Annotated in this window: 25 protein-coding genes, 1 tRNA gene and 1 pseudogene; 11 read left to right on the forward strand and 16 right to left on the reverse strand. The window is 70.9% G+C overall.

Annotated features, from left to right (window positions below):
• Window positions 1-8: 8 nt before the first annotated feature.
• Window positions 9-608, reverse strand: a complete 600-nt coding sequence (locus OIE67_RS37445; RefSeq protein ID WP_326629428.1) for a DUF6286 domain-containing protein — start codon at window positions 606-608, stop codon at window positions 9-11.
• A gap of 137 nt (window positions 609-745) precedes the next feature.
• Here OIE67_RS37445 and OIE67_RS37450 point away from each other — a divergent pair, with 137 nt between their 5' ends.
• On the forward strand, window positions 746-1,939 hold the full coding sequence (locus OIE67_RS37450) for an amino acid deaminase/aldolase (protein ID WP_326629430.1): 1,194 nt from the start codon (window positions 746-748) through the stop codon (window positions 1,937-1,939).
• 21 nt (window positions 1,940-1,960) lie between these two features.
• Here the strand turns inward: OIE67_RS37450 and OIE67_RS37455 are convergent, their stop codons facing one another.
• Complete coding sequence (locus tag OIE67_RS37455; protein ID WP_106248281.1) at window positions 1,961-2,296, reverse strand: DUF3618 domain-containing protein; 336 nt, start codon at window positions 2,294-2,296, stop codon at window positions 1,961-1,963.
• A 147-nt stretch (window positions 2,297-2,443) separates the two neighbouring features.
• Between OIE67_RS37455 and bcp the strand changes: the two genes are divergently transcribed.
• Window positions 2,444-2,917: a thioredoxin-dependent thiol peroxidase gene (gene bcp / locus OIE67_RS37460; RefSeq protein ID WP_106248279.1), complete on the forward strand. Its 474-nt coding sequence runs from the start codon at window positions 2,444-2,446 to the stop codon at window positions 2,915-2,917.
• 95 nt (window positions 2,918-3,012) lie between these two features.
• On the opposite strand, the gene OIE67_RS37465 is transcribed toward bcp, so the two are convergent.
• Entirely contained in the window at window positions 3,013-3,174 is a 162-nt protein-coding gene (locus tag OIE67_RS37465; protein WP_326629432.1) for a hypothetical protein, read from the reverse strand.
• Window positions 3,175-3,500: 326 nt separating this feature from the next.
• On the opposite strand from OIE67_RS37465, the gene OIE67_RS37470 reads away from it, so the two are divergent.
• Window positions 3,501-3,573: transfer RNA gene (locus OIE67_RS37470), tRNA-Leu, on the forward strand.
• An 11-nt stretch (window positions 3,574-3,584) separates the two neighbouring features.
• On the opposite strand, the gene OIE67_RS37475 is transcribed toward OIE67_RS37470, so the two are convergent.
• The gene (locus OIE67_RS37475; RefSeq protein ID WP_326629434.1) at window positions 3,585-4,094 is read right to left on the reverse strand and encodes a hypothetical protein; all 510 of its coding nucleotides are present in this window, start codon (window positions 4,092-4,094) and stop codon (window positions 3,585-3,587) included.
• Between the two features lie 164 nt (window positions 4,095-4,258).
• On the opposite strand from OIE67_RS37475, the gene OIE67_RS37480 reads away from it, so the two are divergent.
• The 4 genes from OIE67_RS37480 (at window position 4,259) to OIE67_RS37495 (ending at window position 9,480) form a co-directional block, all read left to right on the forward strand.
• Entirely contained in the window at window positions 4,259-5,437 is a 1,179-nt protein-coding gene (locus OIE67_RS37480) for a sensor histidine kinase (protein ID WP_326629436.1), read from the forward strand.
• Window positions 5,434-6,087 carry a response regulator transcription factor gene (locus OIE67_RS37485; RefSeq protein WP_326629438.1) on the forward strand — a complete coding sequence of 218 codons (654 nt, stop codon included), beginning with the start codon at window positions 5,434-5,436 and terminating at the stop codon, window positions 6,085-6,087. The genes OIE67_RS37480 and OIE67_RS37485 overlap by 4 nt, the downstream gene beginning before the upstream one ends.
• Window positions 6,088-6,195: 108 nt before the next feature.
• Window positions 6,196-6,948 carry an ABC transporter ATP-binding protein gene (locus OIE67_RS37490; RefSeq protein ID WP_326629440.1) on the forward strand — a complete coding sequence of 251 codons (753 nt, stop codon included), beginning with the start codon at window positions 6,196-6,198 and terminating at the stop codon, window positions 6,946-6,948.
• 42 nt (window positions 6,949-6,990) lie between these two features.
• The gene (locus OIE67_RS37495; protein ID WP_326629442.1) at window positions 6,991-9,480 is read left to right on the forward strand and encodes an ABC transporter permease; all 2,490 of its coding nucleotides are present in this window, start codon (window positions 6,991-6,993) and stop codon (window positions 9,478-9,480) included.
• Window positions 9,481-9,599: 119 nt separating this feature from the next.
• Here the strand turns inward: OIE67_RS37495 and OIE67_RS37500 are convergent, their stop codons facing one another.
• The 5 genes from OIE67_RS37500 to rph all read right to left on the reverse strand — a co-directional run bounded on the left by OIE67_RS37500 (window position 9,600) and on the right by rph (window position 13,955).
• Window positions 9,600-9,869: a hypothetical protein gene (locus tag OIE67_RS37500; protein WP_106248272.1), complete on the reverse strand. Its 270-nt coding sequence runs from the start codon at window positions 9,867-9,869 to the stop codon at window positions 9,600-9,602.
• Window positions 9,870-9,906: 37 nt separating this feature from the next.
• Window positions 9,907-10,845: a toxin glutamine deamidase domain-containing protein gene (locus tag OIE67_RS37505; protein WP_326629446.1), complete on the reverse strand. Its 939-nt coding sequence runs from the start codon at window positions 10,843-10,845 to the stop codon at window positions 9,907-9,909.
• A gap of 73 nt (window positions 10,846-10,918) precedes the next feature.
• Complete coding sequence (locus OIE67_RS37510; protein WP_326645587.1) at window positions 10,919-12,586, reverse strand: molybdopterin-dependent oxidoreductase; 1,668 nt, start codon at window positions 12,584-12,586, stop codon at window positions 10,919-10,921.
• Between the two features lie 62 nt (window positions 12,587-12,648).
• Window positions 12,649-13,239, reverse strand: a complete 591-nt coding sequence (gene rdgB, locus OIE67_RS37515) for an RdgB/HAM1 family non-canonical purine NTP pyrophosphatase (RefSeq protein WP_106248267.1) — start codon at window positions 13,237-13,239, stop codon at window positions 12,649-12,651.
• A complete protein-coding gene (gene rph, locus OIE67_RS37520) occupies window positions 13,236-13,955 on the reverse strand; it encodes a ribonuclease PH (protein ID WP_106248266.1) in 720 nt (239 codons plus the stop codon). Before rph ends, rdgB begins: the two co-directional genes overlap by 4 nt.
• Before the next feature lie 68 nt (window positions 13,956-14,023).
• Between rph and OIE67_RS37525 the strand changes: the two genes are divergently transcribed.
• Together OIE67_RS37525 and OIE67_RS55620 are read left to right on the forward strand one after the other, a co-directional pair.
• Window positions 14,024-15,262, forward strand: coding sequence for an MFS transporter (locus OIE67_RS37525; protein ID WP_326645590.1), 1,239 nt, complete (start codon window positions 14,024-14,026; stop codon window positions 15,260-15,262).
• A gap of 42 nt (window positions 15,263-15,304) precedes the next feature.
• Window positions 15,305-15,361: pseudogene (locus tag OIE67_RS55620) on the forward strand (hypothetical protein); the annotation flags it as partial.
• 22 nt (window positions 15,362-15,383) lie between these two features.
• Here the strand turns inward: OIE67_RS55620 and OIE67_RS37530 are convergent.
• The 3 genes from OIE67_RS37530 to OIE67_RS37540 all read right to left on the reverse strand — a co-directional run bounded on the left by OIE67_RS37530 (window position 15,384) and on the right by OIE67_RS37540 (window position 17,852).
• Window positions 15,384-16,136: an MBL fold metallo-hydrolase gene (locus tag OIE67_RS37530; RefSeq protein ID WP_106248262.1), complete on the reverse strand. Its 753-nt coding sequence runs from the start codon at window positions 16,134-16,136 to the stop codon at window positions 15,384-15,386.
• Entirely contained in the window at window positions 16,133-16,957 is an 825-nt protein-coding gene (murI, locus tag OIE67_RS37535) for a glutamate racemase (RefSeq protein ID WP_326629450.1), read from the reverse strand. The genes OIE67_RS37530 and murI overlap by 4 nt, the downstream gene beginning before the upstream one ends.
• 103 nt (window positions 16,958-17,060) lie before the next feature.
• The gene (locus OIE67_RS37540) at window positions 17,061-17,852 is read right to left on the reverse strand and encodes a thioesterase family protein (RefSeq protein WP_326629452.1); all 792 of its coding nucleotides are present in this window, start codon (window positions 17,850-17,852) and stop codon (window positions 17,061-17,063) included.
• Between the two features lie 103 nt (window positions 17,853-17,955).
• On the opposite strand from OIE67_RS37540, the gene OIE67_RS37545 reads away from it, so the two are divergent.
• Together OIE67_RS37545 and OIE67_RS37550 are read left to right on the forward strand one after the other, a co-directional pair.
• The gene (locus OIE67_RS37545) at window positions 17,956-18,282 is read left to right on the forward strand and encodes a hypothetical protein (protein ID WP_326629454.1); all 327 of its coding nucleotides are present in this window, start codon (window positions 17,956-17,958) and stop codon (window positions 18,280-18,282) included.
• An 85-nt stretch (window positions 18,283-18,367) separates the two neighbouring features.
• Entirely contained in the window at window positions 18,368-20,305 is a 1,938-nt protein-coding gene (locus tag OIE67_RS37550; protein WP_326645592.1) for a hypothetical protein, read from the forward strand.
• 150 nt (window positions 20,306-20,455) lie between these two features.
• On the opposite strand, the gene OIE67_RS37555 is transcribed toward OIE67_RS37550, so the two are convergent.
• The 4 genes from OIE67_RS37555 to OIE67_RS37570 all read right to left on the reverse strand — a co-directional run bounded on the left by OIE67_RS37555 (window position 20,456) and on the right by OIE67_RS37570 (window position 22,753).
• On the reverse strand, window positions 20,456-21,403 hold the full coding sequence (locus tag OIE67_RS37555; RefSeq protein WP_106248255.1) for a PLP-dependent cysteine synthase family protein: 948 nt from the start codon (window positions 21,401-21,403) through the stop codon (window positions 20,456-20,458).
• 1 nt (window position 21,404) lies between these two features.
• Complete coding sequence (locus OIE67_RS37560) at window positions 21,405-21,677, reverse strand: MoaD/ThiS family protein (protein ID WP_326629458.1); 273 nt, start codon at window positions 21,675-21,677, stop codon at window positions 21,405-21,407.
• A gap of 140 nt (window positions 21,678-21,817) precedes the next feature.
• Window positions 21,818-22,219, reverse strand: a complete 402-nt coding sequence (locus OIE67_RS37565) for a M67 family metallopeptidase (RefSeq protein ID WP_326629460.1) — start codon at window positions 22,217-22,219, stop codon at window positions 21,818-21,820.
• A gap of 9 nt (window positions 22,220-22,228) precedes the next feature.
• Window positions 22,229-22,753 (reverse strand): DUF2017 domain-containing protein, encoded by a 525-nt coding sequence (locus tag OIE67_RS37570; protein WP_106248398.1) that lies wholly within the window; start codon window positions 22,751-22,753, stop codon window positions 22,229-22,231.
• Between the last annotated feature and the right edge of the window lie 27 nt (window positions 22,754-22,780).

The raw sequence follows: 22,780 nt of genomic DNA on the forward strand, positions 1-22,780 counted from the left end.
GCGGCGCATCACACGGCCTTCCTGCGCAGGCGTACCACGACCTCGCCGGTGCCGAGCGTGCCCACGCCCGCCAGGCGGTCCCCCACCGCGGTCCCGACCTGCCGCAACATCTGGCCCGTGCTCTCCGCATCGGTCATGACCGTCACCTCGATGGTGCGCCGGCGCAACCGCACCCGGGCCTTGTCCACCCCCGCCACCTGCTGAGCGGCGGCGCGCAGCGTACGGCGCAGTCCCGAGCGGGTGATCCCGATGACGATCAGCGGGTCGGACGTCTCCACCGGCACCGTCCTGGACCGGCCCGGCACGACCGCGAGCAGCAGCATCAGCACGCCCGCCCCCGACATGACCAGGGACGGCGTGGCGAGGTCCGGCCACGTGCTCTTCGTGGCGAGATCGACCGCCTCGTTCACCGGCACCCAGCCGAGCGGCGCGCCGAGCAGCCCCGAGACCACCTCGGCCGCGGTCGTCCCCAGCCCGGCGGCCAGCGTCAGCGCGACCGCGGCCCCCGGAACGGTACGCGCCGGCCGCAACGCCCTGTTCGCCCGGCGCAGCCCGGTGTGCCGCGGGGTGACGGCGGCACCGGGCAGTATCTGCTGAAGCGTGGTCATCACAACGACAGACGTACATGGATCCCGCATGACCTGAACCGCGCCCTCGCCGCCCATTTGCCCGATCATTACGGGGACGACGATCAACACGAACAAGCCTCATATTCATTTGCCCGATATGTCGTTACGCTGCTGGTATGGATGACCGCCAGCGCTACGACCGCGCCACAGCGGGCCTGGAAGCGCCGTTCGCGATCCTCGACCTGGCGGCCATGCGAGCCAACGCCGCCGACCTCGTCCGCCGCGCCGCCGGCAAGCCCATCAGGGTCGCCAGCAAATCCATCCGCAGCCGGCCCCTCCTCGAACGCGTCCTGGCCATGGACGGCTTCCAGGGCATCATGGCCTTCACCCTGCCCGAGGCGCTCTGGCTGGCCGGCCACGGCTTCACCGACATCCTCGTCGCCTACCCCACCGCCGATCGGCACGCCCTCGCCGCCCTGGCCGCCGACCCGGACACCGCCCGGCGGATCACCGTCACCATCGACTCGGCCGCCCACCTCGACTTCATCGACGCCGCCGTGTCGCACGTCCACCAGCGCGCCGAGATCAGAACCTGCCTCGACATCGACGCCGCCTACCTCGCCCTCGGCGGCCGGTTCAGGGCGGGCGCGCTCCGCTCCCCCGTCCGCGAGCCCGACCAGGCCGCCGACCTGGCCGCCGGCATCGCCAAACGCCCCGGGTTCCGGCTGGCCGGGGTCATGGCCTACGAGTCACAGATCGCCGGCCTCGGCGACGACCCGCCCGGCAACGCCGCCTACACCCGCCTCATCCGGCTCATGCAGGCCCGCTCCGCCAGAGAGCTCATCCTGCGGCGCGGCCGCGTCGTGAACGCCGTACGCCAGTACACCGACCTCGAATTCGTCAACGGCGGCGGCACCGGCTCCGTGGAGCGCACCGTACGCGAGAAGGCCATCACCGAGGTGGCGGCCGGCTCGGGGCTCTTCCACCCCAGGCTGTTCGACTTCTACCGCCGCTTCACCGGCCGCCCCGCCGCCCTCTTCGCCCTGCCCGTGGTCCGCCGCCCCGACATGGAGACGGTGACCGTGCTCGGCGGCGGCTACCCCGCCTCCGGCTCGGCCGGACCCAGCCGCCTGCCCCAGCCGTACCTGCCCGCCGGACTGCGCTACGCGCCCGACGAGGGCGCGGGCGAGGTGCAGACCCCGCTCATCGGCCAGGCCGCCGCGGAGCTGCGGATCGGGGACCGGGTGTGGTTCAGGCACGCCAAGGCGGGCGAGATGTGCGAACGCTTCGACGCGCTCCACCTCGTCGACGGCGACACCCTGGTCGAAACGGTGCCTACCTACCGGGGCGAGGGCCAGACCTTCCTCTGACCCCCGGCACACACGCGCCTGTCAGCGGCGATTGCGCCTGCGCCGCCACAGCATGATGGCCGCCCCCACGACCAGCACCGCGCCCACCCCGATCAGCACAGGACCCATGTCGGGCCGCTCGTCCTCCCAGAGCCGATCCGGCTCCTCACCGTCGTACGGCACCGGCCGCGGCGTGACCCCCAGCGCGTCACCCACGGACGCCACGAAGTTCCCCGCCCTGCTCTTGACGTCCGCCACCGTACGCTCGGCGACCCGCTTGGGGCTCACCCGGTCGGCAATGGCGTCGACCGTCTGCGCCAACTCCGCGCGCGTCCGCGCGATCCGCCGCTCCAGCTCGTCGGGATCGGTGTCAGCCATGGCTCTCCTTCCGACCGTACGCGTGCCCGGCGCCGCGTGCCGTGCTGGGCTCCGTCCGTTCTGGTCGTGATCAGTCTGTCAGGTCGGCACGCCGTACGGCACGGCGGCCAGGCCGGTAGGTTGGCGGGGAGAACTCAGGAGGGCCCATTGACCGAAACCAAGCTCGCGCCCGGCGACGCCGCGCCCGAGTTCACGCTACCCACCCATGACGGCGGCACCGTCTCCCTCGAGACCTACCGCGGCAAGCGGGTGATCCTCTATTTCTACCCCGCCGCGATGACCCCCGGCTGCACCAAGCAGGCCTGCGATTTCCGCGACAGCCTCGACCAGCTCACCGCCGAGGGTTTCGTCGTCCTCGGCGTGTCGAAGGACAAGCCGGCCAAGCTGGCCAAGTTCGCCGAGCGCGACGCGCTGACCTTCCCCCTCCTGTCCGACCCCGACCTGACCATCCACCAGGCCTACGGCGCCTACGGCACGAAGAAGCTGTACGGCAAGGAGGTCGTGGGCGTCATCCGCTCGACGTTCGTCATCGACGGGGACGGAAAGGTGGAACAGGCCCTCTACAACGTGAAGGCGACCGGCCACGTGGCCTCACTCAAGAAGAAGCTCGGCCTCCTCTGACCCGAAGGGCCCTCCATTTCGGAGGGCCCCAAAAGCGACATTCACCGCATTTCTGCGATGATTTCCCGGCCTCAGAAAAACGTCGGAGCCGTTCTCTAGGCTCGGGCCGTGGCCGCGTACATCAAGTATTCCCGCGAGTTGCTCGCCGAGGCCGCCGCGGCCTCGCTCAGCGTCGCCGACGTGCTCAGGCACCTCGGGATCAGGTGGACCGGGGGCAGCCACGCGCACATCAGCCGGCGGCTCAAGCACTTCGGCATAGACACTTCTCACTTCGTCGGCCAGGCTCACGGCAAAGGGCGGCGTACGGCGACCGCGCGTCCCTACCAGGAAGTTCTGGTGGCGCGCCCGCCCGGTTCCATTCGCGAGAAGGCGCCGATTCTCCGCCGCGCTCTGATCGGAGCAGGGGTCCCGTACACGTGCGCAGGCTGTAAGATTGGCGGCACGTGGCAGGGAAGGCCGCTGACGCTCCATGTCGACCACATCAGTGGAGACTGGCTCGACAATCGAATGGAGAATCTCCGCTTCCTGTGCCTGAATTGCCATTCCCAGACCGAGAATTTCGCGGGCAAGGGAAAGGTGAAAAGGGGTCGTAGCCCAATGGCAGAGGCGCAGTCTTTAGGTGGCTGTTAGTGTGGGTTCGAATCCCACCGGCCCTACATTTTCTCTTTCATGACGTCCTGGTGGGGGCCGGGGCGGCGGTTTCGGGGGCTTCGTCGGTGTCCTCGGTGAAGGAGTCGGGGTCGCCGAAGCGGGATGGTGGGGCGATGCAGAAGAACTCGTCGTCCGAGCGGTAGCAGCCGCCGTCCATGGGTCTCGGCATTCGCAGGCCGTCAGGGGCGCGCCAGCGGTTCTCGTGCTGGAGCCACACGTCGAACCGGTCGTGGTCGTGGTCGGTGGCCGAGGCGACGGTGAGACCGCCGAGCAGGCCGCCGGCGAGCAGGCCCCCGATGGCCGCGGCCGTGATCTGGGTTCGCCTGCGTCGGAAGAAGCTCTCCGAAGGGGCGAGAGGCGGTTCTTCCCAGCTTGAGGCGTTCGACTGGGTGGGTGGGAGGTCGGTGTACGGGCGGTCCGCCTGTTCTCCGTACCTCAGCTGGGCCGGTTCAAGTGGCTCCTGGGTCGGGTCGCGCGGCGCTTCCTCTTCGCCGCGCGACCCGGCGTCTCGATCATGATCCGCCATCACGATCTCCCTTTACTCGCCCACGAAGGGCGCTCCCGATAATGAAGGATGCCAAACTCACCGTAAGCCGCATGTAAGGACGAAGCCATGTAAGACCTGGGTCGTACTCGCACTTCACCCTCCAGGCGGACCAAGGCCGGGCCGGGGCTACATATCGTGATGATGTGTTCGGGAGCGTACGGGCGTGGTCCAGGCGCCACGAGAAGCTGGCCACCGCCGCCGGCGTGGCCCCTCTGGTGCTGTTGTGCGCCCTGCTGGCGGTGCCGTACGCGGTGAACGGCCCCCCGCCGGGCGCCGCGCAGAACGGTCCCGGCGTGGCCGGTTATCTGGCCCTGTCGGCGGCGCTGCTGGCGCCGCTGGCGTGGCGCAGACGGCCGCTGATCTGCTTCGCCGCCGTCGCGCTGATCAGCTTCGGGCAGTGGCTGGCGGGGGTGAGCCCGCTGCCCGCCAACCTCGCGGTGCTGGTGGCGCTCTGGGCGGTGGCCTACCGGTGCTCGTTCCGCTGGGCGCTGGCGGCGGGGCTGGTGGCGGAGCTGGGGGTGTTCCTGGCGCTGGTCCACTGGTCGGATCCGTCGTTCGGGATGTTCTTCAGCGGTTCGGTGTTCGTGGTGACGATCTGGCTGACCGGCCTGTACGCCAACACCCGCAGGCGTTACCTGGAGAGCCTGGAGGAGCGGGCGGAACGGGCCGAACGCGAGCGCGACCAGCAGGCCAGGATGGCCGCCGCGGCCGAGCGGGCCAGGATCGCCAGGGAGCTGCACGACGTCGTGGCCCACAACGTGAGCGTGATCGTGGTGCAGGCCGACGGCGCGGGTTTCGCCATGGACCGCGACCTCGAACAGGCCAGGCTGGCGGTGAAGACCATCTCCAAGACCGGCCGCGCGGCTCTGGCCGAGATGCGCAGGCTGGTGGGGGTGCTGCGGGAGAACGAGGCCGCGGGCACCGACTACACCCCGCAGCCGGGTCTGGGTCAGCTGGAGGAGCTGGTACGCGGCGCGGGCGTGCCCGCCCGGCTGAGCGTCGGCGGGGTGCCGGCCGAGCTGCCCGAGGGCCAGCAGCTGGCGGTCTACCGCATCGTCCAGGAGGCCCTGACGAACGCGCTCAAGCACGGCGGCCCCGGCGTCCGGGCCAGCGTGGAGATCGACTACGGCGGCCCCGAGCTGGTCGTGCGGGTGGTGGACGACGGCCGGGGCGCGGCGGCTCCGGTGAGCTCCGACGGGCACGGCCTGATCGGGATGCGCGAGCGGGCCGGCATGTACGGCGGCGCCGTGTCGGCGGGCCCCCGGCCGGGTGGCGGGTTCGAGGTGCTGGCCAGGTTGCCCATGACGAAGGAGGCGGCGTGATCAGGGTGATGCTGGTGGACGACCAGGAGCTGTTGCGGGCCGGCTTCCGGATGGTGCTGGGCGCGCAGCCGGACATCGAGGTGGTGGCGGAGGCCGCCGACGGCGCCACGGCACTGGAGGTCCTGCGCGGCACCGAGGTGGACGTGGTGCTCATGGACGTGCGCATGCCGTCCATGGACGGGCTGGAGGCGACCAGGCTGATCGACGGGCCCAAGGTGCTCATCCTGACCACGTTCGACCTGGACGAGTACGCCTTCGCGGCGGTCAAGGCGGGCGCGGCCGGTTTCCTGCTGAAGGACGTGCCGCCGGACGACCTGGTCAGCGCGATCAGGACGGTGCACGCGGGCGAGTCGGTGGTCTCGCCCAGCACACTGCGGCGGCTGCTCGACCGCTTCGCCGCGCAGTTGCCCGCCGAGGAGACGGTGGTGCCGGCGGCCGAGCTGACGCCGCGCGAGCGTGAGGTGCTGCTGATGGTGGCGCGCGGCCTGTCCAACATGGAGATCGCGGGCCGGCTGGAGGTGGCGGAGGCGACGGTGAAGACGCATCTGGGGCGGGTGCTGGCCAAGCTGGGGCTGCGGGACCGGGCTCAGGTGGTGGTGTACGCGTACGAGGCGGGTCTGATCGTGCCCTCCCCTCGGCCGAAAGTCTGACCCAGGTCATCTGCCGGCGCAGGTGAAGTCCCTCCTCAGGGCCCATATATCGGGAGATTTCCGCTCCTAGCGTGGGGCGCGTTGCAATTTCGCGTACGAGGAGTGAACGTGACGCTCACCGAGACCCGGCGTCAGGCCCCGCCCGCCGTCGTGGCCACCGATCTGTCCAAGGTGTACGGCTCCGGCGACGCCCGCGTGCACGCCCTGCGCGGCGTGGACGTGTCCTTCGCCACGGGGGCGTTCACCGCCATCATGGGGCCGTCGGGCTCGGGCAAGTCGACGCTCATGCACTGCCTGGCCGGCCTCGACACCGCCACGTCCGGCACCGTGCGCATCGGCGACGTGGAGCTCACGGGGCTGACCGACCGGCAGCTCACGATGCTGCGCCGGGAGCGGATCGGCTTCGTCTTCCAGGCGTTCAACCTGCTGCCCACGCTGACGGCCGAGCAGAACATCCGGCTGCCGCTGGACATCGCCGCCCGCCTGGCCGACCAGGCGCTGTTCGACCGGGTCATCGAGACCGTCGGGCTGAAGGACCGGCTCGGGCACCGGCCGAGCGAGTTGTCCGGCGGTCAGCAGCAGCGGGTGGCGGTGGCCAGGGCGCTGATCAGCAAGCCCGCGGTGATCTTCGCCGACGAGCCGACCGGGAACCTGGACTCGCGCAGCGGCGCCGAGGTCCTGTCGTTCCTGCGCGCGTCCGTGCGCGAGCTGGGCCAGACCATCGTCATGGTCACGCACGACCCGGTGGCGGCCGCGTACGCCGACCGGGTGGTGTTCCTGCGGGACGGCGAGCTCGTCACCGAGGTCACCGCGCCGACGCCGCAGTCCGTCCTGGACACCCTCGTCCGTCTGGAGGCATGAGATGCACCGCGTCGGAAACCCTCGTCCGGCCGGAGGTGTGCGGTGCTGAGGGCCGCGCTGGCCGGGCTGCGCGCGCACCGGCTCAGGCTGCTGCTCACGTCCCTGGCGATCATGCTGGGGGTGGGCTTCATCGCGGGCACGTTCGTGCTGAACGACACCGCCCAGGCCGGCTTCGCGCAGCAGGTGACGGCGGACGCGGACAAGGTGGACGTGGCCGTGCTGCCCGGATCGGCGGGCGGCAGGCTGCCGGAGAAGGTGCTGGACCGGATCCGGGCGCTGCCCGGTGTGACCCGGGCCGAGGGCCTGATCCGCGGCGGCGTGCCCGTGCTGGGCAAGGACGGCAAGACGGTGGGCGACGTGCCCACCACCGCCCTGTCGATCGTCACGGGCCCGCTCGACCGCACGAACGTCGTCGCCGGCACCGGCCCAGGCACCGACGACCAGGCCGCCGTGCTGGACGAGAACACCGCCGCGGCCCAGGGCTTCCGCCTCGGCGACACGATCACCGTGCTGGACCGCAAGGAGACCGCGCATCAGTTCAGGCTGGTCGGCCTGATCGACACCGGCGTGGACCAGACGCTCGGCTACACCGGCGCGGTCGGCTTCACCACGGACGTGGCCCGGCGCATGACCGGCGCGAAGGGGTACGCCGAGATCGACGTCGCGGGCGGCGGGCCGGGGCTGAAGGCGGCGGTGGCGGCGGCCGTCGGCGGCGCGTACCAGGTCAGGACGGGCGCGGAGCTGGCCGGCGACCTGGCCAGGGCGGCCGGGACGGAGATCGGCATGCTGACGACGGGGCTGCTGCTGTTCGGCGTCGTGGCGATGCTGGTGGCCGCGCTGGTCATCTACAACACCTTCGCCATCCTCGTCGCCCAGCGGACGCGGGAGATGGCGCTGCTGCGCTGCGTCGGGGCCACGCGGGGGCAGGTGTTCGGCTCGATCGTGCTGGAGTCGGCCGTCGTGGGCGCGCTGGCCTCCGCGCTGGGCCTGCTCATCGGGTACGGCCTGGCCGCGGCCACCCTGGCCGTGCTGCGCGCGTTCGACTCCCCGCTGCCCACGAACGCGGACATCGCGCTCACGCCGGCCACGATCGCGAGCGGCCTGGCCGTCGGCCTGCTGGTCACGGTCGGCGCGGCGCTGCTGCCGGCCAGATCGGCCACGCGGGTGCCGCCGATCGCCGCCCTGCGCGGTCAGAGCGAGGAGCCGGCCTTCCGCGCCGGTCCGGCACGCTGCGTCCTGGCCGCGGTCCTGCTGCTGACGGGGCTCGGCACGACCGGGGCGGGCGCGTTCGTTCTCGTGCCGGGGCAGCAGGTCTCGATGCTCGTCGTCATGGCCGGTGGCGCGCTGACGTTCCTGGGGGTGCTCGTGCTGGGCCCGGTGCTGGTCAGGCCGCTGAGCGCACTGGTGGGCTGGATCCCGCGCCGGCTGTTCGGGGTGCCGGGCCGGCTGGCGGTGGACAACTCGGGCCGCAACCCGAAGCGGGCCGCGACCACCACGGTGGCGCTCACCATCGGGGTGACGCTGATGACGCTGATCTCGGTCGTGACCGCCTCCACCCGGCTGACGATGACGGCCAAGCTGGACGAGCAGTTCCCGATCGACTACCTGCTGGCGAGCCAGCAGCGCGACGCCGTCATCCCGCGCTCGGTGGCGGAGGGGCTGCGCGGCCGGCCGGAGCTGGCGTCCGTGACGCAGATCCGCCAGGCCGACGCGACGGTGTCGGGCCGGAGCACGACCGTCGGGACCTTCAGCGGGCCCGTCGAGCCGTACGTCGTCTCCGGCTCCATGAGCGGTCTCGGCGCGGGCCGGGCCGCGCTGGAGGACTCCTCGGCCGCCCGGCTCGGCGTCGGGGTGGGCGACACGGTGGCGCTGCGGACCGAGCGGGCCGGGACGGTGTCGCTGGAGGTGGTCGCGCTGCTCGACGGCGACCAGTCGTCGCTGCCGCCGGTCACGGTCGCGGAGCGCTCCTTCGACGCCTACTTCGGCGCGGTGCCCGACTCGCTGGTGATGATCGGCATCGGGGACGGGGTGGCGGCCGAGCGGGCCCGCGCGGTGGTGGACGCCGCCGTCGCCGCCTATCCGACCGTGCGGGTGAGCAGTTCGACGGAGGTACGCGGGCAGTTCGACGAGGCCCTCGACATGCTGCTCATGATCATCACGGGGCTGCTCGGGCTGGCGGTGCTGATCTCGCTGCTGGGGATCGCGAACACGCTCTCGCTGTCGGTCCACGAGCGGACCAGGGAGTCGGCCATGCTGCGGGCCCTGGGGCTGACCCGGCCCCAGCTGCGCCGCATGTTGTCCATCGAGGCGCTGGTGCTCGGGCTGGTGGGGGCGCTGGTGGGCGTCGTGCTCGGCGTCGTCTTCGGCTGGGCGGCGATGCGGGCGATGCTGGACGGGGCCCGGCTGGCGGTGCCTGTGACGTCGATCGTGCTGCTCGTGGCGCTGTCGGGGGTGGCGGGCGTGCTGGCGGCGGTGCTTCCGGCCCGGCGCGCGGCGCGGGCGTCGATCGTGGCGTCCCTCGCGGCGGGGTGAGACGGACGAAAGCCCCGTAGTCGAATAAAGCAGAAATATCCGGATAGAAGGCACAGGGAGGTCGGGCGTCTCATGGGGGCGGCGCCCGGCCTCGATCTCACCCTGACCTACGGTGGGAGTCAGCGTGGGGTGCGGCCCGGCCAGAGTTCGGCCACGGTCTCCGGGTCGAGCAGCGGCCTGGCCACCACCTCGCCCGTCGCCCGGTCGATGACCACGCATCCGCCCCCGGCCGTCTCGGGCAGCCTGGCGGGATCGTCGGGCTCCAGGTCACGGATCCAGGCCACGTACCCGCCGTCGAACGCGTACACGCCGACCGGCAGCGGCTCCTCCCGCACACGGGCCCCGTTGAAGTACTCCTCGGCCAGCGCCCTGGCCTCCTCCATGGTCATCGCGCCTCCCCTGTCGTCATCGCGGCCCCTTCCATGGTCATCGCGGCCGGCCCGCGCGGTCGAGGATCACGCAGAACACCCCGGTCACGGTCCGGTACGGCGGCTCGACCGACATGTGACCCCGCTGAGCGTCGATCCAGATCACCTCTCCGTCGAAGTTGACCGCGTTCCAGGCGTGCGAGCCGCCCCCGGGCCAGCGCACCACGATGACCGCGGCGGCTCCGTGGCCCGCGTCCAGCAGACGTCGTTCGATCATCGGGTAGGCGTGCCGCCCCTGGCCCGCGTACTGCAGCCGCTGCCCGGCCCAGCACTCGATCCTGGCCACGCTGCCCCGCTCCCCGGTGAGCGCGGGCCGCCCGATCCGGTCGTACTCGGGCAGCCTCGGCGCGGCCGTCGCGGGCTCGCCGTGCCAGGTGGACAGCACGGCCAGCGCGCAGTCGGCGGCGTTGGAGGCGCGGAACGGGTCGTCGGCGGGCCCGGAGCCGTTGACCAGCCGCACCCATGTGCCGCGCGGGTCGGGGAAGCGGGCTCCCGGCCGCAGCGCGTCGGCCAGGTCCCGTTCCACCTGCGGGTCGGGCTCGGCGAGCCCTCCCGGCACCCCGTACGGGCGGCTGCGGGCCAGGCTGGGCGGACGGTGCGGCAGGTCGAACCAGTCGCAGTCGGGCGGCTCCAGGACCGACAGGGCCTCCCCGCCCTCGGAGCGGCACTCGTGCGGCCCGGTAACGCGCTCATGGGACCCATGGCGACGCTCATAGGGCCCGATCTCAGGCCCGGCGTCGGGCTGGTGGTCGTCGGATGCGGGATGGCGTTCGTCGGGGGCGGGCTCGGCGGCCCGCTCGTAGTCGAGCCACCGCACCCCGTCCGCCACCATCGGGTTGTAGGCCACCCCCGGAAGGGCGCGCGGGACACTCGGCTTGCGCTCGCGGAACACGGCCTGCCTCCTGTCATGCTCGACGAACGATCGTAGAGGCGACACGGAGGCGAGGAGGCGGAGTCGGCGAAATCCTCCGCCCCGATCATCCCGCTTACCTGGGCAAACGCCGCAAACCTCAGCGCACCTGGACGGTGACGGTGTGCCAGCCGGTCGCCCCGTCGGGTGCGGGCGGCGCCGGCTGGTCGGTCTGCGTACGCCCGTGGGCGTCGGTCGCCCGCACCTCAAGCGTGTGCTCCCCCGTCGTCGCATCCCAGTCGATCGACCACTGCCGCCACGTGTCGGGCCCCGGCACGGCGGCCAGCTTCGCCTGCCGCCACTCTCCCCGGTCCACCCGCACCTCGACGGCGTCCACGCCGGTGTGCTGCGCCCAGGCCACGCCGGCGATCGTGGTGCGGCCGGCCTGCAGCGAGTCGCCGTAGCCCGGCACGTCGATGCGCGACTGCGTCTTGATGGGGCCCTTCTCGGACCAGCCTCTGGGCGTCCAGTACGCCTCGTCGGCGTCGAACCTGGTCACCTTGATGTCCACCACCCACTTGGTGGCCGAGACGTATCCATACAGACCGGGCACCACCTGACGCACCGGGAAGCCGTGGTCCACCGGCAGCACCTCGCCGTTCATCGCGACCGCGAACAGCGCGTCGCGGCCGTCCATCACCACGTCGGCCGGGGTGCCGCAGGTGAAGCCGTCGGCCGAGGTGGACAGCAGCATGTCGGCGTTCGAGCGCAGCCCCGCCTGGCGCAGCACGTCGGCCATGCGCACGCCCAGCCAGCGGGCGTTGCCCGCGTAGGGGCCGCCGACCTCGTTGGAGACGCAGGTCAGCGTGACGTCGGCCTCGGTGAGCGGCATCTTCAGCAGGTCGGCGTAGGTGAGCTCGACCGGGCGGTCCACCAGCCCGTGGATGCGCAGACTCCAGTCGTTCGGATCGACCTGGGGCACGACGAGGGCGGTGTCGACGCGGTAGAAGTCACTGTTGGGGGTGACGAACGGCGACAGGCCCCGGATGCCGAGGTCCGTGCCCGCGGGCAGCGGCTTGGCGGGGGTGGCCGGCTTGGGCAGCGCCACGCCCACCCGGGCGGCGTCCACGGCCTGACGCCCGCCGAACTGCCGGCCGAGCAGGGCCGCCGCGCCGGCGACCGCCACTCCTCCCACGGCCCCGGTGATGAGCCGCCGCCGGTCGAACGCGCGCAGCCCGTCACCCGCCCGCATCACGGCGGGCCGCTCCACCACCGGCTCGTCCTCCGGCCGGCCGTCACCGGACACGGGCCCGGCCGCCGGAGCTCCCACCGTGGCGGCGGGGGCCGGAAGCGTGGCGGCCGGGGCGAAGGCGGTGTCCGGGACGTTCGCCGGGATGGGGCCGCCGGACGCGCGGCGTACCAGCCAGGACAACGCCCAGCAGCCGACGGCCACGCCGATCACGGTCGGGACGGCGTCGAGGGGCCCGGCGTCCGGCCGGGTCAGCACCGCGAGGAGCCCGACCACCCCGAACGCGGCCAGCCCCGCGAAGCCGTAGGCGAGCCGGCGGCGGGCCAGCACTCCGATGAGCGCGGCCACGGCGGCGAGCACGACCAGCACCCCGCCGATGAGCACGGCCTTGTCGTTCTCGCCGAACGTCCTGATCGCGAAGTCCTTGAGGGGGGCGGGCGTCAGGTCGACGGCCGCGTCGCCGACGGCTACGACGGGAAACGTCGCAGGCCCGACGAGCCCGGCCGCGAGCTGCGCGATCCCGAGGGCCACGCCTCCGGACACCAGTCCCGCGAGGGCTCCCGCCCAGGCCGGCACCATTACATTCCTCTGCACACTTCCGAAGGTACGTCTCCTGCGGCGACGGACTTCTTACGCGATGGTTACGAGCCGAGCACCTCGCGCACGATCGGCGCCAGCCCGCGGAAGGCCCGGCCCCGATGACTGATCGCGTCCTTCTCCTCCGGCGGCATCTCGGCCGTCGTGCGCTCGTCGCCGTCGGGCACGAAGATCGGGTCGTAGCCGAACCCGTTGGACCCTCGCGGCGTCGTGACGAGGCGGCCCGGCAGCGTGCCTTCCACCACCCGGTGCTCGCCCGACGGAAGCGCGAGCGCGGCGGCGCAGGCGAAGTGGGCGCTCAGCTTGCCGGCCGGCACGTCGGAGATCTGGGCCAGCAGCAGGTCGAGGTTGGCGCGGTCGTCGCCGTGACTTCCGGCCCAGCGGGCGGAGAAGACGCCCGGCATGCCGTTGAGCACGTCGACGCAGAGCCCCGAGTCGTCGGCCACCGCGGGCAGGCCGGACCCTTTGGCCACGGCGTGCGCCTTGAGCAGGGCGTTCTCCTCGAACGTGACCCCGGTCTCGGCGACCTCGCCGATCGCGGGGAACTCCTCCAGCCCGACGACGTCGAACCCGGACAGGATGCGCCGCAGCTCCGCGATCTTGCCCGCGTTGCGGGTGGCCAGCACGATCCTCATGACCCCAGGGCCTCCTGCTGGATCAGGGTCAGCTCCTCGCAGCCGGCCACGGCCAGGTCGAGGAGCCGGTCGAGGGCCGCGCGGTCGAAGGGCGCGCCCTCGGCGGTGCCCTGCACCTCGACGAAGCTGCCTTCGCCGGTCATCACCACGTTCATGTCGGTCTCGGCCGCGACGTCCTCGGTGTAGCAGAGGTCGAGCATCGGCACCGTGCCGACCACGCCGACGGACACGGCCGCGACCGAGCCGATGAGCGGCTCTCCCGGGCACATGCGGCGCTCGCGCATCCAGGCGACCGCGTCGGCGAGCGCGACGTAGGCGCCGGTGATCGCCGCCGTCCGCGTGCCGCCGTCGGCCTGAAGGACGTCGCAGTCGAGCAGAATGGAGTTTTCTCCCAACGCCTTGTAATCGACGCAGGCGCGCAGCGAACGCCCGATCAACCGGGAAATCTCGTGGGTCCGGCCGCCGATTTTGCCGCGGACCGATTCACGATCGTTACGAGTATTGGTCGCTCGCGGCAACATCGCGTATTCGGCCGTAACCCACCCCTGGCCACTGCCTCTGCGCCAGCGCGGCACACTGTCCTGGACCGACGCCGCGCACAACACCCGGGTGCCGCCGAATTCGACCAGCACCGAACCTTCGGCGTGGGTCAGCCATTGCCTGGTGATGGTAATGGGGCGGAGCTGGTCAGGGTTGCGGCCATCCTGTCTGGACATGCAGATCACCCTATCTCCGCGGCACGACACCCTTGACCAAATGTGTCGGTCACATGGATCCTTACGCAATGACAACGGGGGTGTTGCGAAACCCTGACTTCCTCCGATTCCTCAGTTCGCACGTCGCGAACGAACTCGGAGCCAATATTTCCCGCGTGGCACTTCCGCTGGTGGCCGTGCTGGCTCTGCATGCCGGTCCCGCGGAGGTGGGGGTGCTGTCGTCGTTACAGACGGCGGCGTTCCTTCTGCTCGGGCTGCCCGCGGGCGTGTGGGTCGGGCGGATGCGCAAACGCCGGGTGATGATGGTGTCGGACCTGGCGAAGTTCGTGCTGCTCGGCAGCATTCCGGTGGCGTCGGCGCTCGGGCTGCTGACGATCGAGATGATGTTCGTGGTCGCGCTGCTGGCCGGCGTGGCCCAGGTGTTCAACGACGTGGCCGACCAGACGTACCTGCCCGATCTGATCAGCGCCGCGCAGCTGACCGACGGCAACGCCAAGCTGGAGGTGGTCCGCGCGGGGGCGTTCCTGGCCGGGCCCGGCGTGGGGGGCACGCTGGTGCAGCTGCTGAGCGCTCCGCGGACGATGCTGGCCACCGCGCTCGGCGCGCTCGCCTCGGTGCTGCTGCTGTCCACGATCAGGGCGCCGGACAAGCCGCCCGCCGACATCGAGCGCACGCCGCTGCTGCGGGGCATCGGCGAGGGGCTCGCGTACGTGTGGCGCAACCGCCTCTTACGGGCGTTCGTGGCCTCGTCGGCGATCGGCAACATGTGCGTGAGCGGCGTGCTCGCCCTGTCGGTGCTGTTCCTGGCCGAGACCGTCCAGCTGAGCCCCGGCGCCGTCGGGGCGCTGCTCATGTCCGGCGGCATCGGCGGCCTGCTGGGCGGCCTGACCAGCAACTGGGTGGCGCAGCGGGTCGGCAGCGCCAGGATGACCTGGCTGGCCGTCACCGTCGGCGCGCCGTTCGGCCTGCTCCTGCCGATGACGCAGGCCGACTGGCGGGTGGTGTTCTTCGCGCTCACCTCGATCATGATCTCTTGGAGCGCGACACTGATGAACGTCGGCCAGATCACCTACCGCCAGCTGGTCACCCCCGAACAGCTGCTCGGCCGGGTCAACGCCTCGGTGCGGTTCATGACCTGGGGCATCATGCCGCTGGGCGCGCTGATGAGCGGGCTGGTCGCCCAGCAGGTGGGGGTGCGGCAGACCCTGTGGGTGCTCATGGCCGGGCGGCTGCTGGCGTTCGTGCCGCTGCTGTTCTCGCCGCTGCCGCGGATGCGCGAGTTCTCCGAGGCCCGGGCCAGGTCCTGAACGGCCGCTCCGCGACCGGCCTCGGCTTCGCCGCGGCTCGGCTCGGGGGCTTCGCGACTCAGCTCGGGGGCTTCGCGACTCGGCTCGGGGGCTTCGCGACTCAGCTCAGGGGCTTCGCGACTCAGCTCAGGTCGTAGACGACCCCGCTGCGGGCCAGCTCGACCGGGCCGCCGTAGCCGCCGCCGCACGCCTCCTCAAGGACGGTGGCCTGGTCGTTCCAGGGGACGAGGTGGGTCAGCACCAGCTGGCCGACGTCGGCCTTGGCGGCGTGCTCGGCCGCCTGGCGGCCGGTCAGGTGCAGGCCGGTGGGCAGGTCGGGGCCCTCCACGAACGACGCCTCGCACAGCAGCAGGTCGGCGCCGGCCGCCAGCTTGACCAGCTCGTCGGTCTCGCCAGTGTCGCCGGAGTAGGCGACGCTCGTGGTGCCGTTGGCGACGCGGAAGCCGTAGGCCTCGACGGGGTGGTTGACCAGGCCGGCGGTGAGGGTGAACGGCCCGATCTCGAACGCGCCGGGCGTCAGCGTCCGGAACTCGAAGGCGGTCTCCAGGCCGGGCTCGTCCGGCATGCCGTACGCCGCTCCCAGCCGCCGGGGCGCGTCGGCGGGCGCGTAGACGGGGATGAGGGGATACGGCGCTCCCGGCCCGTAGGTGCGGGCCACGTGATAGCCGCAGATGTCGAGGCAGTGGTCGGCGTGCAGGTGGGACAGGCAGATCGCGTCCACGTCGTAGATGCCGACGTGCCGTTGCAACGCACCCAGCGACCCGCTGCCGAGGTCGAGCAGCATCCTGAACCCGTCCGTTTCGAGGAGGTAGCAGGACGCTGGGCTGTCGGGGCCGGGGTAGCTCCCGGAACAACCGACGATGGTCACCTTCATGTGGGCCTCCCGTTATAGGTAGTACCCCCCACTGGTGCGACTTCGACCACGTCGATCTCCGGGCCCAGGAACCGTCGCCCGAGCCGGGCGAAGAGCAGGGAGTCGCCGGTGGCGCGGAAACGGTGCCGGGGGGTGGCTCCGCCGCCGGCCGCCAGGTCGCGGTCGTGCAGGATGCGGTAGACGTCCTTGGCCGTCTCGTCGGCGCTGGAGATCAGCGTGACCCCGTCACCGGCGACGTACGAGATCGCGCCGGTGAGCAGCGGGTAGTGGGTGCAGCCGAGGATGATCGTGTCGCATCCCGCGGCCCTGACGGGCTCGAGATACTCGCGGACGACCTCGATGAGCTCGTCGCTCATCGTCTCTCCCCGCTCGACGTACTCCACCAGGCGTGGGGCGGCCACGCCGGTGAGCTGTACGTCGGGCGCCGCGGTGAAGGCGTCGTGATAGGCCATCGAGGCGATGGTGGCCCTGGTGGCGATCACGCCGACCTTGCCGTTGCGGGTGGCTCGCACCGCGCGCCGGGTGGCCGGCATGATCACCTCGACGACGGGCATGTCGTAGCGCTCGCGCGCGTCGCGCAGCACGGCGGCGCTGGCGCTGTTGCACGCGATCACGAGCATCTTGACGTTCTGCTCGACCAGGTGGTCCATGACCTCCAGTGCGTACGCGCGAAGCTCGGCGATCGGCTTCGGCCCGTACGGCTGGCGAGCCGTGTCGGCCACGTAGGTGATGGACTCGTGAGGCAACTGGTCGATGATCGCCCGGGCGACCGTCAAGCCGCCGACCCCGCTGTCGAAGATCCCAATACTCGCGTCCGGCACGCATAAGAGGGTAGGCGACCTGCACGATCAACACTGCGTAAGAATGCTCACAGGTACGAGCCGTGAGCCTGACGCGGTGTTGTCTTGGTCACATCATGGCCGGTCAGCCCCTGCCCACCCGGGCCAGCTGGCGGGCTTGCGCGACGAGGCGGCCGGTGGAGTCGCGCACCTCGACCTCCTCGTCGAACCAGCCGTCGGAGACCAGCCGGCCGCTGCCGAGCAGGGTGAGCCAGCCGGGCGCGGGCAGGGCGCGCAGGTGCCAGGTGAGGTCCACGGTGGGCGCCCAGCCGCGCGCGCCGGCGGAGAAGACGACAGGTGGGAGCGCGTCGACGGCCAGGGCCAGCACGTACGGGTCGGGGTCCTGGGGCTCGGTCATCCTGAAGTAGGCCCGCGACTCCGGCCGGCCGGAGGGCTCACCCTTGAGCCAGCCGATCGTGGGCGGGTCGAAGCGCAGCTCCATCTGGGCGTTCAACGTCATCCCCGACTCCGGCTTGGGGTCGGGCAGTTTGGCGCACTCGTCAATGTGAGGCATCTCATAAGTTGATTTATCGCTATAAATCGGCTCGACGTCGTTCAGCGTGGCCGTCGTGATCAACCCCTCGATCTGCGCGACGCCGTCCTGCACGAGGGTCGCCCTGGCGAACGCGACCGTCCGGCCCGCTTTGAGCGGCTCGATCCTGACCTGCGCCGGGCCCGCGACCGGCGCCTTGAGGAACTGCGCCGTGGTGCTCACAGGATGCTCGAACGGCGAGGCGTCCACCGCCGCGCGCAGGATCACGGCCATCAGGTAACCGCCGTTGAGCGGGCCGCCGATCGCGTACCCGGGGTCGAGGCACACGTCGTAGGTGTTCCCGTCGACCCTGATCGCCTGTGTGGCCTCGTCGAACTTGGTCATTCCCGCCCGCCTCCAGTCTGGAACCATGTTCTAGAGACTCTAGAGCATTCGCCCATCAGCGCGCCTACCTGCGAAAACATGATTCGGCTGACAACGTTTGATCATGGCAAGTGTCACCGAACTCCTGGGTCAGTCCGTTTGGGACTCCAACGGGGTGTGGGTCGGATTCGTGGTGGACATCCGGGTCGTCAGGCACAGGGGCGAGCTCCAGCAGAGCCACACCGTCTACGGGCTGGTCGTCTCGATGCGGCGGGCGCCGCTGCTGCTCGGCCTCACCCGCGATCGCCAGGGCCGATCGGCCTGGTTCTCCCGGACGCTGGCCCGCATCGTGTACGCGGGATGCACGTTCGTCCCGTGGGAGAACGTCCTGGATTACGGGGACGGAGAGGTCCACATCGACGTGCTGAGGAAAGAACTCAACCGGGTCTAATTTCGACTTCAGCACATTGCAAGCGCCCGTCTAGCAACATCAGCTACCTTCTCTGTGGTCAAAAGTCCACATTGTGAGTTGAGTGATGTCTGCGAACAATCCCCCCTATGGCCAGGATCCTGACCGGACCACGGCGTACAACTGGAACCAGGGGCAGCAGCCGGAGAGCGCGCCGACGGCGCAGTATCCGGGGCAGCCGTACCCGCCGCAGCAGCCGCACCAGCAGCAGCAGTACGGCCAGCAGCAGGCGCAGGGGCAGGGTGCCTACGGGCAGCAGGCGTCCTACGGCCAGCAGCCCTCTTCCGGTAACCAGTACGGCCAGCAGCAGCCCTCTAATGACGCCCAGTACGGCCAGCAGGGCCAGTACGGCGGCCAGCAGGCCCAGGGCGGCGGCTGGCAACAGCAACCGCAGCAAGGCTGGCAGCAGGAACAGAGCGGCTGGCAGCAACAGCAGCAGGGACAGCAGGGCGGCTGGCAGCAGCAGCCCCAGCAGGGCTGGCAGCAGGAACAGGGCTGGCAGCAGCAGGACCAGTACGCCCAGGGCGGCTGGCAGCAGCAGGGCCCCGAGGGCTTCGGCCCGGCCGAGCCCGCCAAGAAGGGCCGCAAGAACTGGGTGATCGCCATCGCCGCGGCGCTCGCGGTGGTGGTTCTGGGCGGCGGCGCGGTGTGGGCCGTGGGCGCCTTCGGCGGCGGCGGCACGCAGCCGAACGACGTCCTGCCCGCCAACTCCATCGCCTACGCCCGGCTCGACCTCGACCCGGCCGCGAACCAGAAGCTGGCGCTGTTCCAGCTGGCCAGGAAGTTCACCGTCACCAAGGACAGCTTCTCCGGTGAGGACCCGCGCAAGGCGCTGTTCGACACGCTCAACTCCGACGGCGACAGCAAGGTCGACTTCGCCAAGGACGTCGACCCGTGGCTGGGCAGCCGGGTCGGCTTCGCGGCCGTGCCCTCCGGCAAGGAGGAGCCCGACTTCGCGGTGGCCATCCAGGTCAAGGACCAGGAGCTGGCCAAGGGCGGCATCGCCAAGCTGATGAAGGGCGAGAAGTACGGCATCGCCTTCCGTGAGGACTACGCGCTGCTGAGCACCACGCAGGCGCTGGCCGACAAGTACGCGCAGGGCGAGGGCAGCCTGTCCGACAACGCCGAGTTCAGCGACGACATGGGCGCCGTCGGCGAGCAGGGCGTGCTGTCGTTCTGGGCCGACATGGGCGGTCTGCTCGACCTGGCCAAGAAGGAGGTCACCACCGACCAGCAGGCGGCGCTCGACATGATCAAGGACGCCAGGTTCGCCGGCGCGCTGCGCTTCGACAGCGCCTACGTCGAGCTGGCCGGTCTCGTCAGGGGCGCCCAGGGCATGACCCCCGAGGGCGACCTGCCCAAGGCGGCCCTCGGCACCCTGCCCGCCACCACGGCCGGCGCGCTGTCGATCTCCGGTCTGGACCAGGTCGTCAAGAAGCAGTGGGCCGAGATCGAGAAGCAGGCCGCGGCGGCCGGCGGCACGCAGATCAAGCAGTTGCTCCAGCAGGCCGAGACCTCGCTGGGGTTGAAGCTGCCCGACGACCTGGCCACGTTCGTGGGCCAGAACCTCACCGTCGCCGTCGACAGCGAGGGCCTCGACAGCGACCAGATCAAGGGCGGCGTGCGCATCGTCACCGACCCGGCCAAGGCGCAGGCCGTGCTCGACAAGGTCACGAACGCGCTGAGCCAGAACGGCCAGGCCGCTCCCCAGATCGCCAAGGTCGCCGGTGACGGCGTCCTCGCGGTGGCGACGACGGACGAGTACGCCAAGAAGCTGGCCGGTGAGGGCACGCTGGGCGACTCGGAGACGTTCCAGACGGCGATCCCGAACGCGGACGACGTGAACTACGCGCTCTTCGTGGACCTGGACAAGGTCGAGAAGCTCTACCTCGCGTCCATGCAGGGCGACGACAAGGCCAACGCGCAGGTGCTGCGGGCGGTCGGCCTGAGCGGCACGCAGAGCGACACCGAGGCGACGTTCTCGCTGCGGCTGCTGTTCAACTGACCTCTTCGTCCGCCTGACGACGAGAGGAGGCGGCCGGTCCTGTCGGACCGGCCGCCTCTTCGCGTTCCGGACGAAGCCGTCTGTCCGGGGAAGCGCGCCTTCGCGAGGATCAGGCCGCCTTCGCGAAGGATCAGGCCGCCTTCGCGAGGGTCAGGCCCAGAGCTGGCCTTCGAGGCGGTCTTCCGCCTCCTCCAGCGTCCCCTCGTACGCGCCCGTGGACAGGTATTTCCAGCCACCGTCGGCCACCACGAACGCGATGTCGGCGCGTTCGCCCGCCTTGACCGCCTTCGCGGCCACGCCCAGCGCCGCGTGCAGCGCGGCCCCGGTGGAGACGCCGGCGAAGATGCCCTCGGTGGCGAGCAGCTCACGGGTGCGCCGCAGCGCGTCGGCCGAGCCCACCGAGAAGCGGGTGGTCAGCACGGACTCGTCGTAGAGCTCGGGGATGAAGCCCTCGTCCACGTTGCGCAGCCCGTACACCAGCTCGCCGTAGCGCGGCTCGGCCGCGACGATGCGCACGCCGGGCACCCGCTCGCGCAGGAACCGCCCGACCCCCATCAGGGTCCCCGTCGTGCCCAGCCCGGCCACGAAGTGGGTGATGGTGGGCAGGTCCTCGAGCAGTTCGGGGCCGGTGCCCTCGTAGTGGGAGCGCCAGTTGGCCGGATTGCCGTACTGGTAGAGCATCACCCACGACGGGTTCTCGGCCGCCAGCCCCTTGGCCACCCGCACGGCCTCGTTGGAGCCGCCCGCCGCGGGCGAGGAGATGATCTCCGCGCCCCACATCCGCAGCAGCTGGCGGCGCTCCTCCGAGGTGTTCTCCGGCATCACGCAGATGAGCTTGTAGCCCTTGAGCTTGGCCGACATGGCCAGCGAGATGCCGGTGTTGCCGCTGGTGGGCTCCAGGATCGTGCAGCCCGGCGTGAGCCGGCCGTCCTTCTCGGCCTCCTGGATCATCCACAGGGCCGGCCTGTCCTTGATCGACCCGGTCGGGTTGCGGTCTTCGAGCTTGGCCCAGACCCGCACGTCGGCGGAGGGCGACAACCTCGGCAGCCCGACCAGGGGCGTGCGGCCGACCGAGTCGATCAGCGAGTCGAACCGCATGTCATCCGCCGGCGACGGCGGGAAGGACGGTCACCGTGTCGCCGTCGGACACCGGCGTGCCGAGGCCGCCGAGGAAGCGCACGTCCTCGTCGTTCAGGTAGACGTTGACGAAGCGGCGCAGCGCGCCCTGGTCGACCAGGCGGTCCTTGATGCCGGGGTGGGCCGACTCGAGGTTGCTGATCAGCTCCTCAAGGGTGGCGCCCTCGGCGTTCACGGCCTTGGCCCCGTCGGTGTAGTCACGCAGGATGGTCGGAATGCGAACCTCGATGGCCATCGCGGTCAGTCTCCTCAGAAAGGTCGTCGTCCCATCGGCATGCAACGCCGACGGCTGGGTGCGGATTCCAGCTCAGGAACAGTCGTAGAGGACGACAACCGGAGTGTGTGCGAACAGGAAGCTCTGCACAGGTCGGGCCATCATGGGAGAAACCTTACCTCTTCCTCCGTGATCACACCTTCTAGGATGCGGTAGGAGCGGAACTCCACCTCGTTCTCGTCCCTCGTGGAGACCAGGACGTAGTGGGCGCCGGGCTCGGAGGCGTACGAGACGTCGGTGCGCGACGGGTAGGCCTCGGTGGCGGTGTGGGAATGGTAGATGACGACGGGCTCCTCGTCCCGGTCGTCCATCTCGCGCCAGACCTTGAACTGCTCCATCGAGTCAAAGCGGTAGAAGGTGGGCGAGCGCTCGGCGTTCTCCATGGGGATGAACCGCTCAGGCACCCCGTTGCGGCCCGCGATGACGCCGCACGCCTCGTCGGGATGGTCGGCCCGCGCATGCGCGACGATCTTGTCCACCAGTTCCTGCGAGATCGACAGCATGCCCGGAAGCTACCAGAGGGCCCGGACCAGGCTGTCCTGGAGGTAGGTCAGCCAGTCGTAGGTGACGTAGGCCGGGTAGCGGGGGTCGTCCTCGGACATCACGGCGACCTCGTCGTGAACCTCCTCCGTCACGTCGAGCTTGGTGCCGAGCGTCAGGCGCAGGTCGTTGAGCGCGCGCAGCCACGCCTGCGCCTCCTCGGGCGTCAGCTCCGCCCGCCCCGCCCTGGCCGTCTCGTGGACGGTCCGCGCGTCGGCCCGCTTGCCGTCGCGCAGCGTCGCCTCGGTGTAGCGGCGGAACTCGGCCGCTTCCTTCTCGTCCTGGTACGCCGACGGGAACAGCCTGGCCAGCACCGGATCGGACGGCACCGCGCTGTCGCCGATGCCGAGCGCCCGTTCCAGCGGGTCCTCGGAGGTCTGCCCCGGCGAAACGATGCCGAGCATCATGGAGACGAGCGAGCGCAGCAGCGAGACCTCCGCCGGCTCGAACACGGTGACGACCGCGCCGTCCTTGCCGCGTGAGAATCCAGAAGTCACCAGTGCCACCTCACTGACCCCGACGCC

The organism is Nonomuraea fuscirosea (assembly GCF_035917475.1).
Taxonomy (GTDB): Bacteria; Actinomycetota; Actinomycetes; order Streptosporangiales; family Streptosporangiaceae; genus Nonomuraea; species Nonomuraea fuscirosea.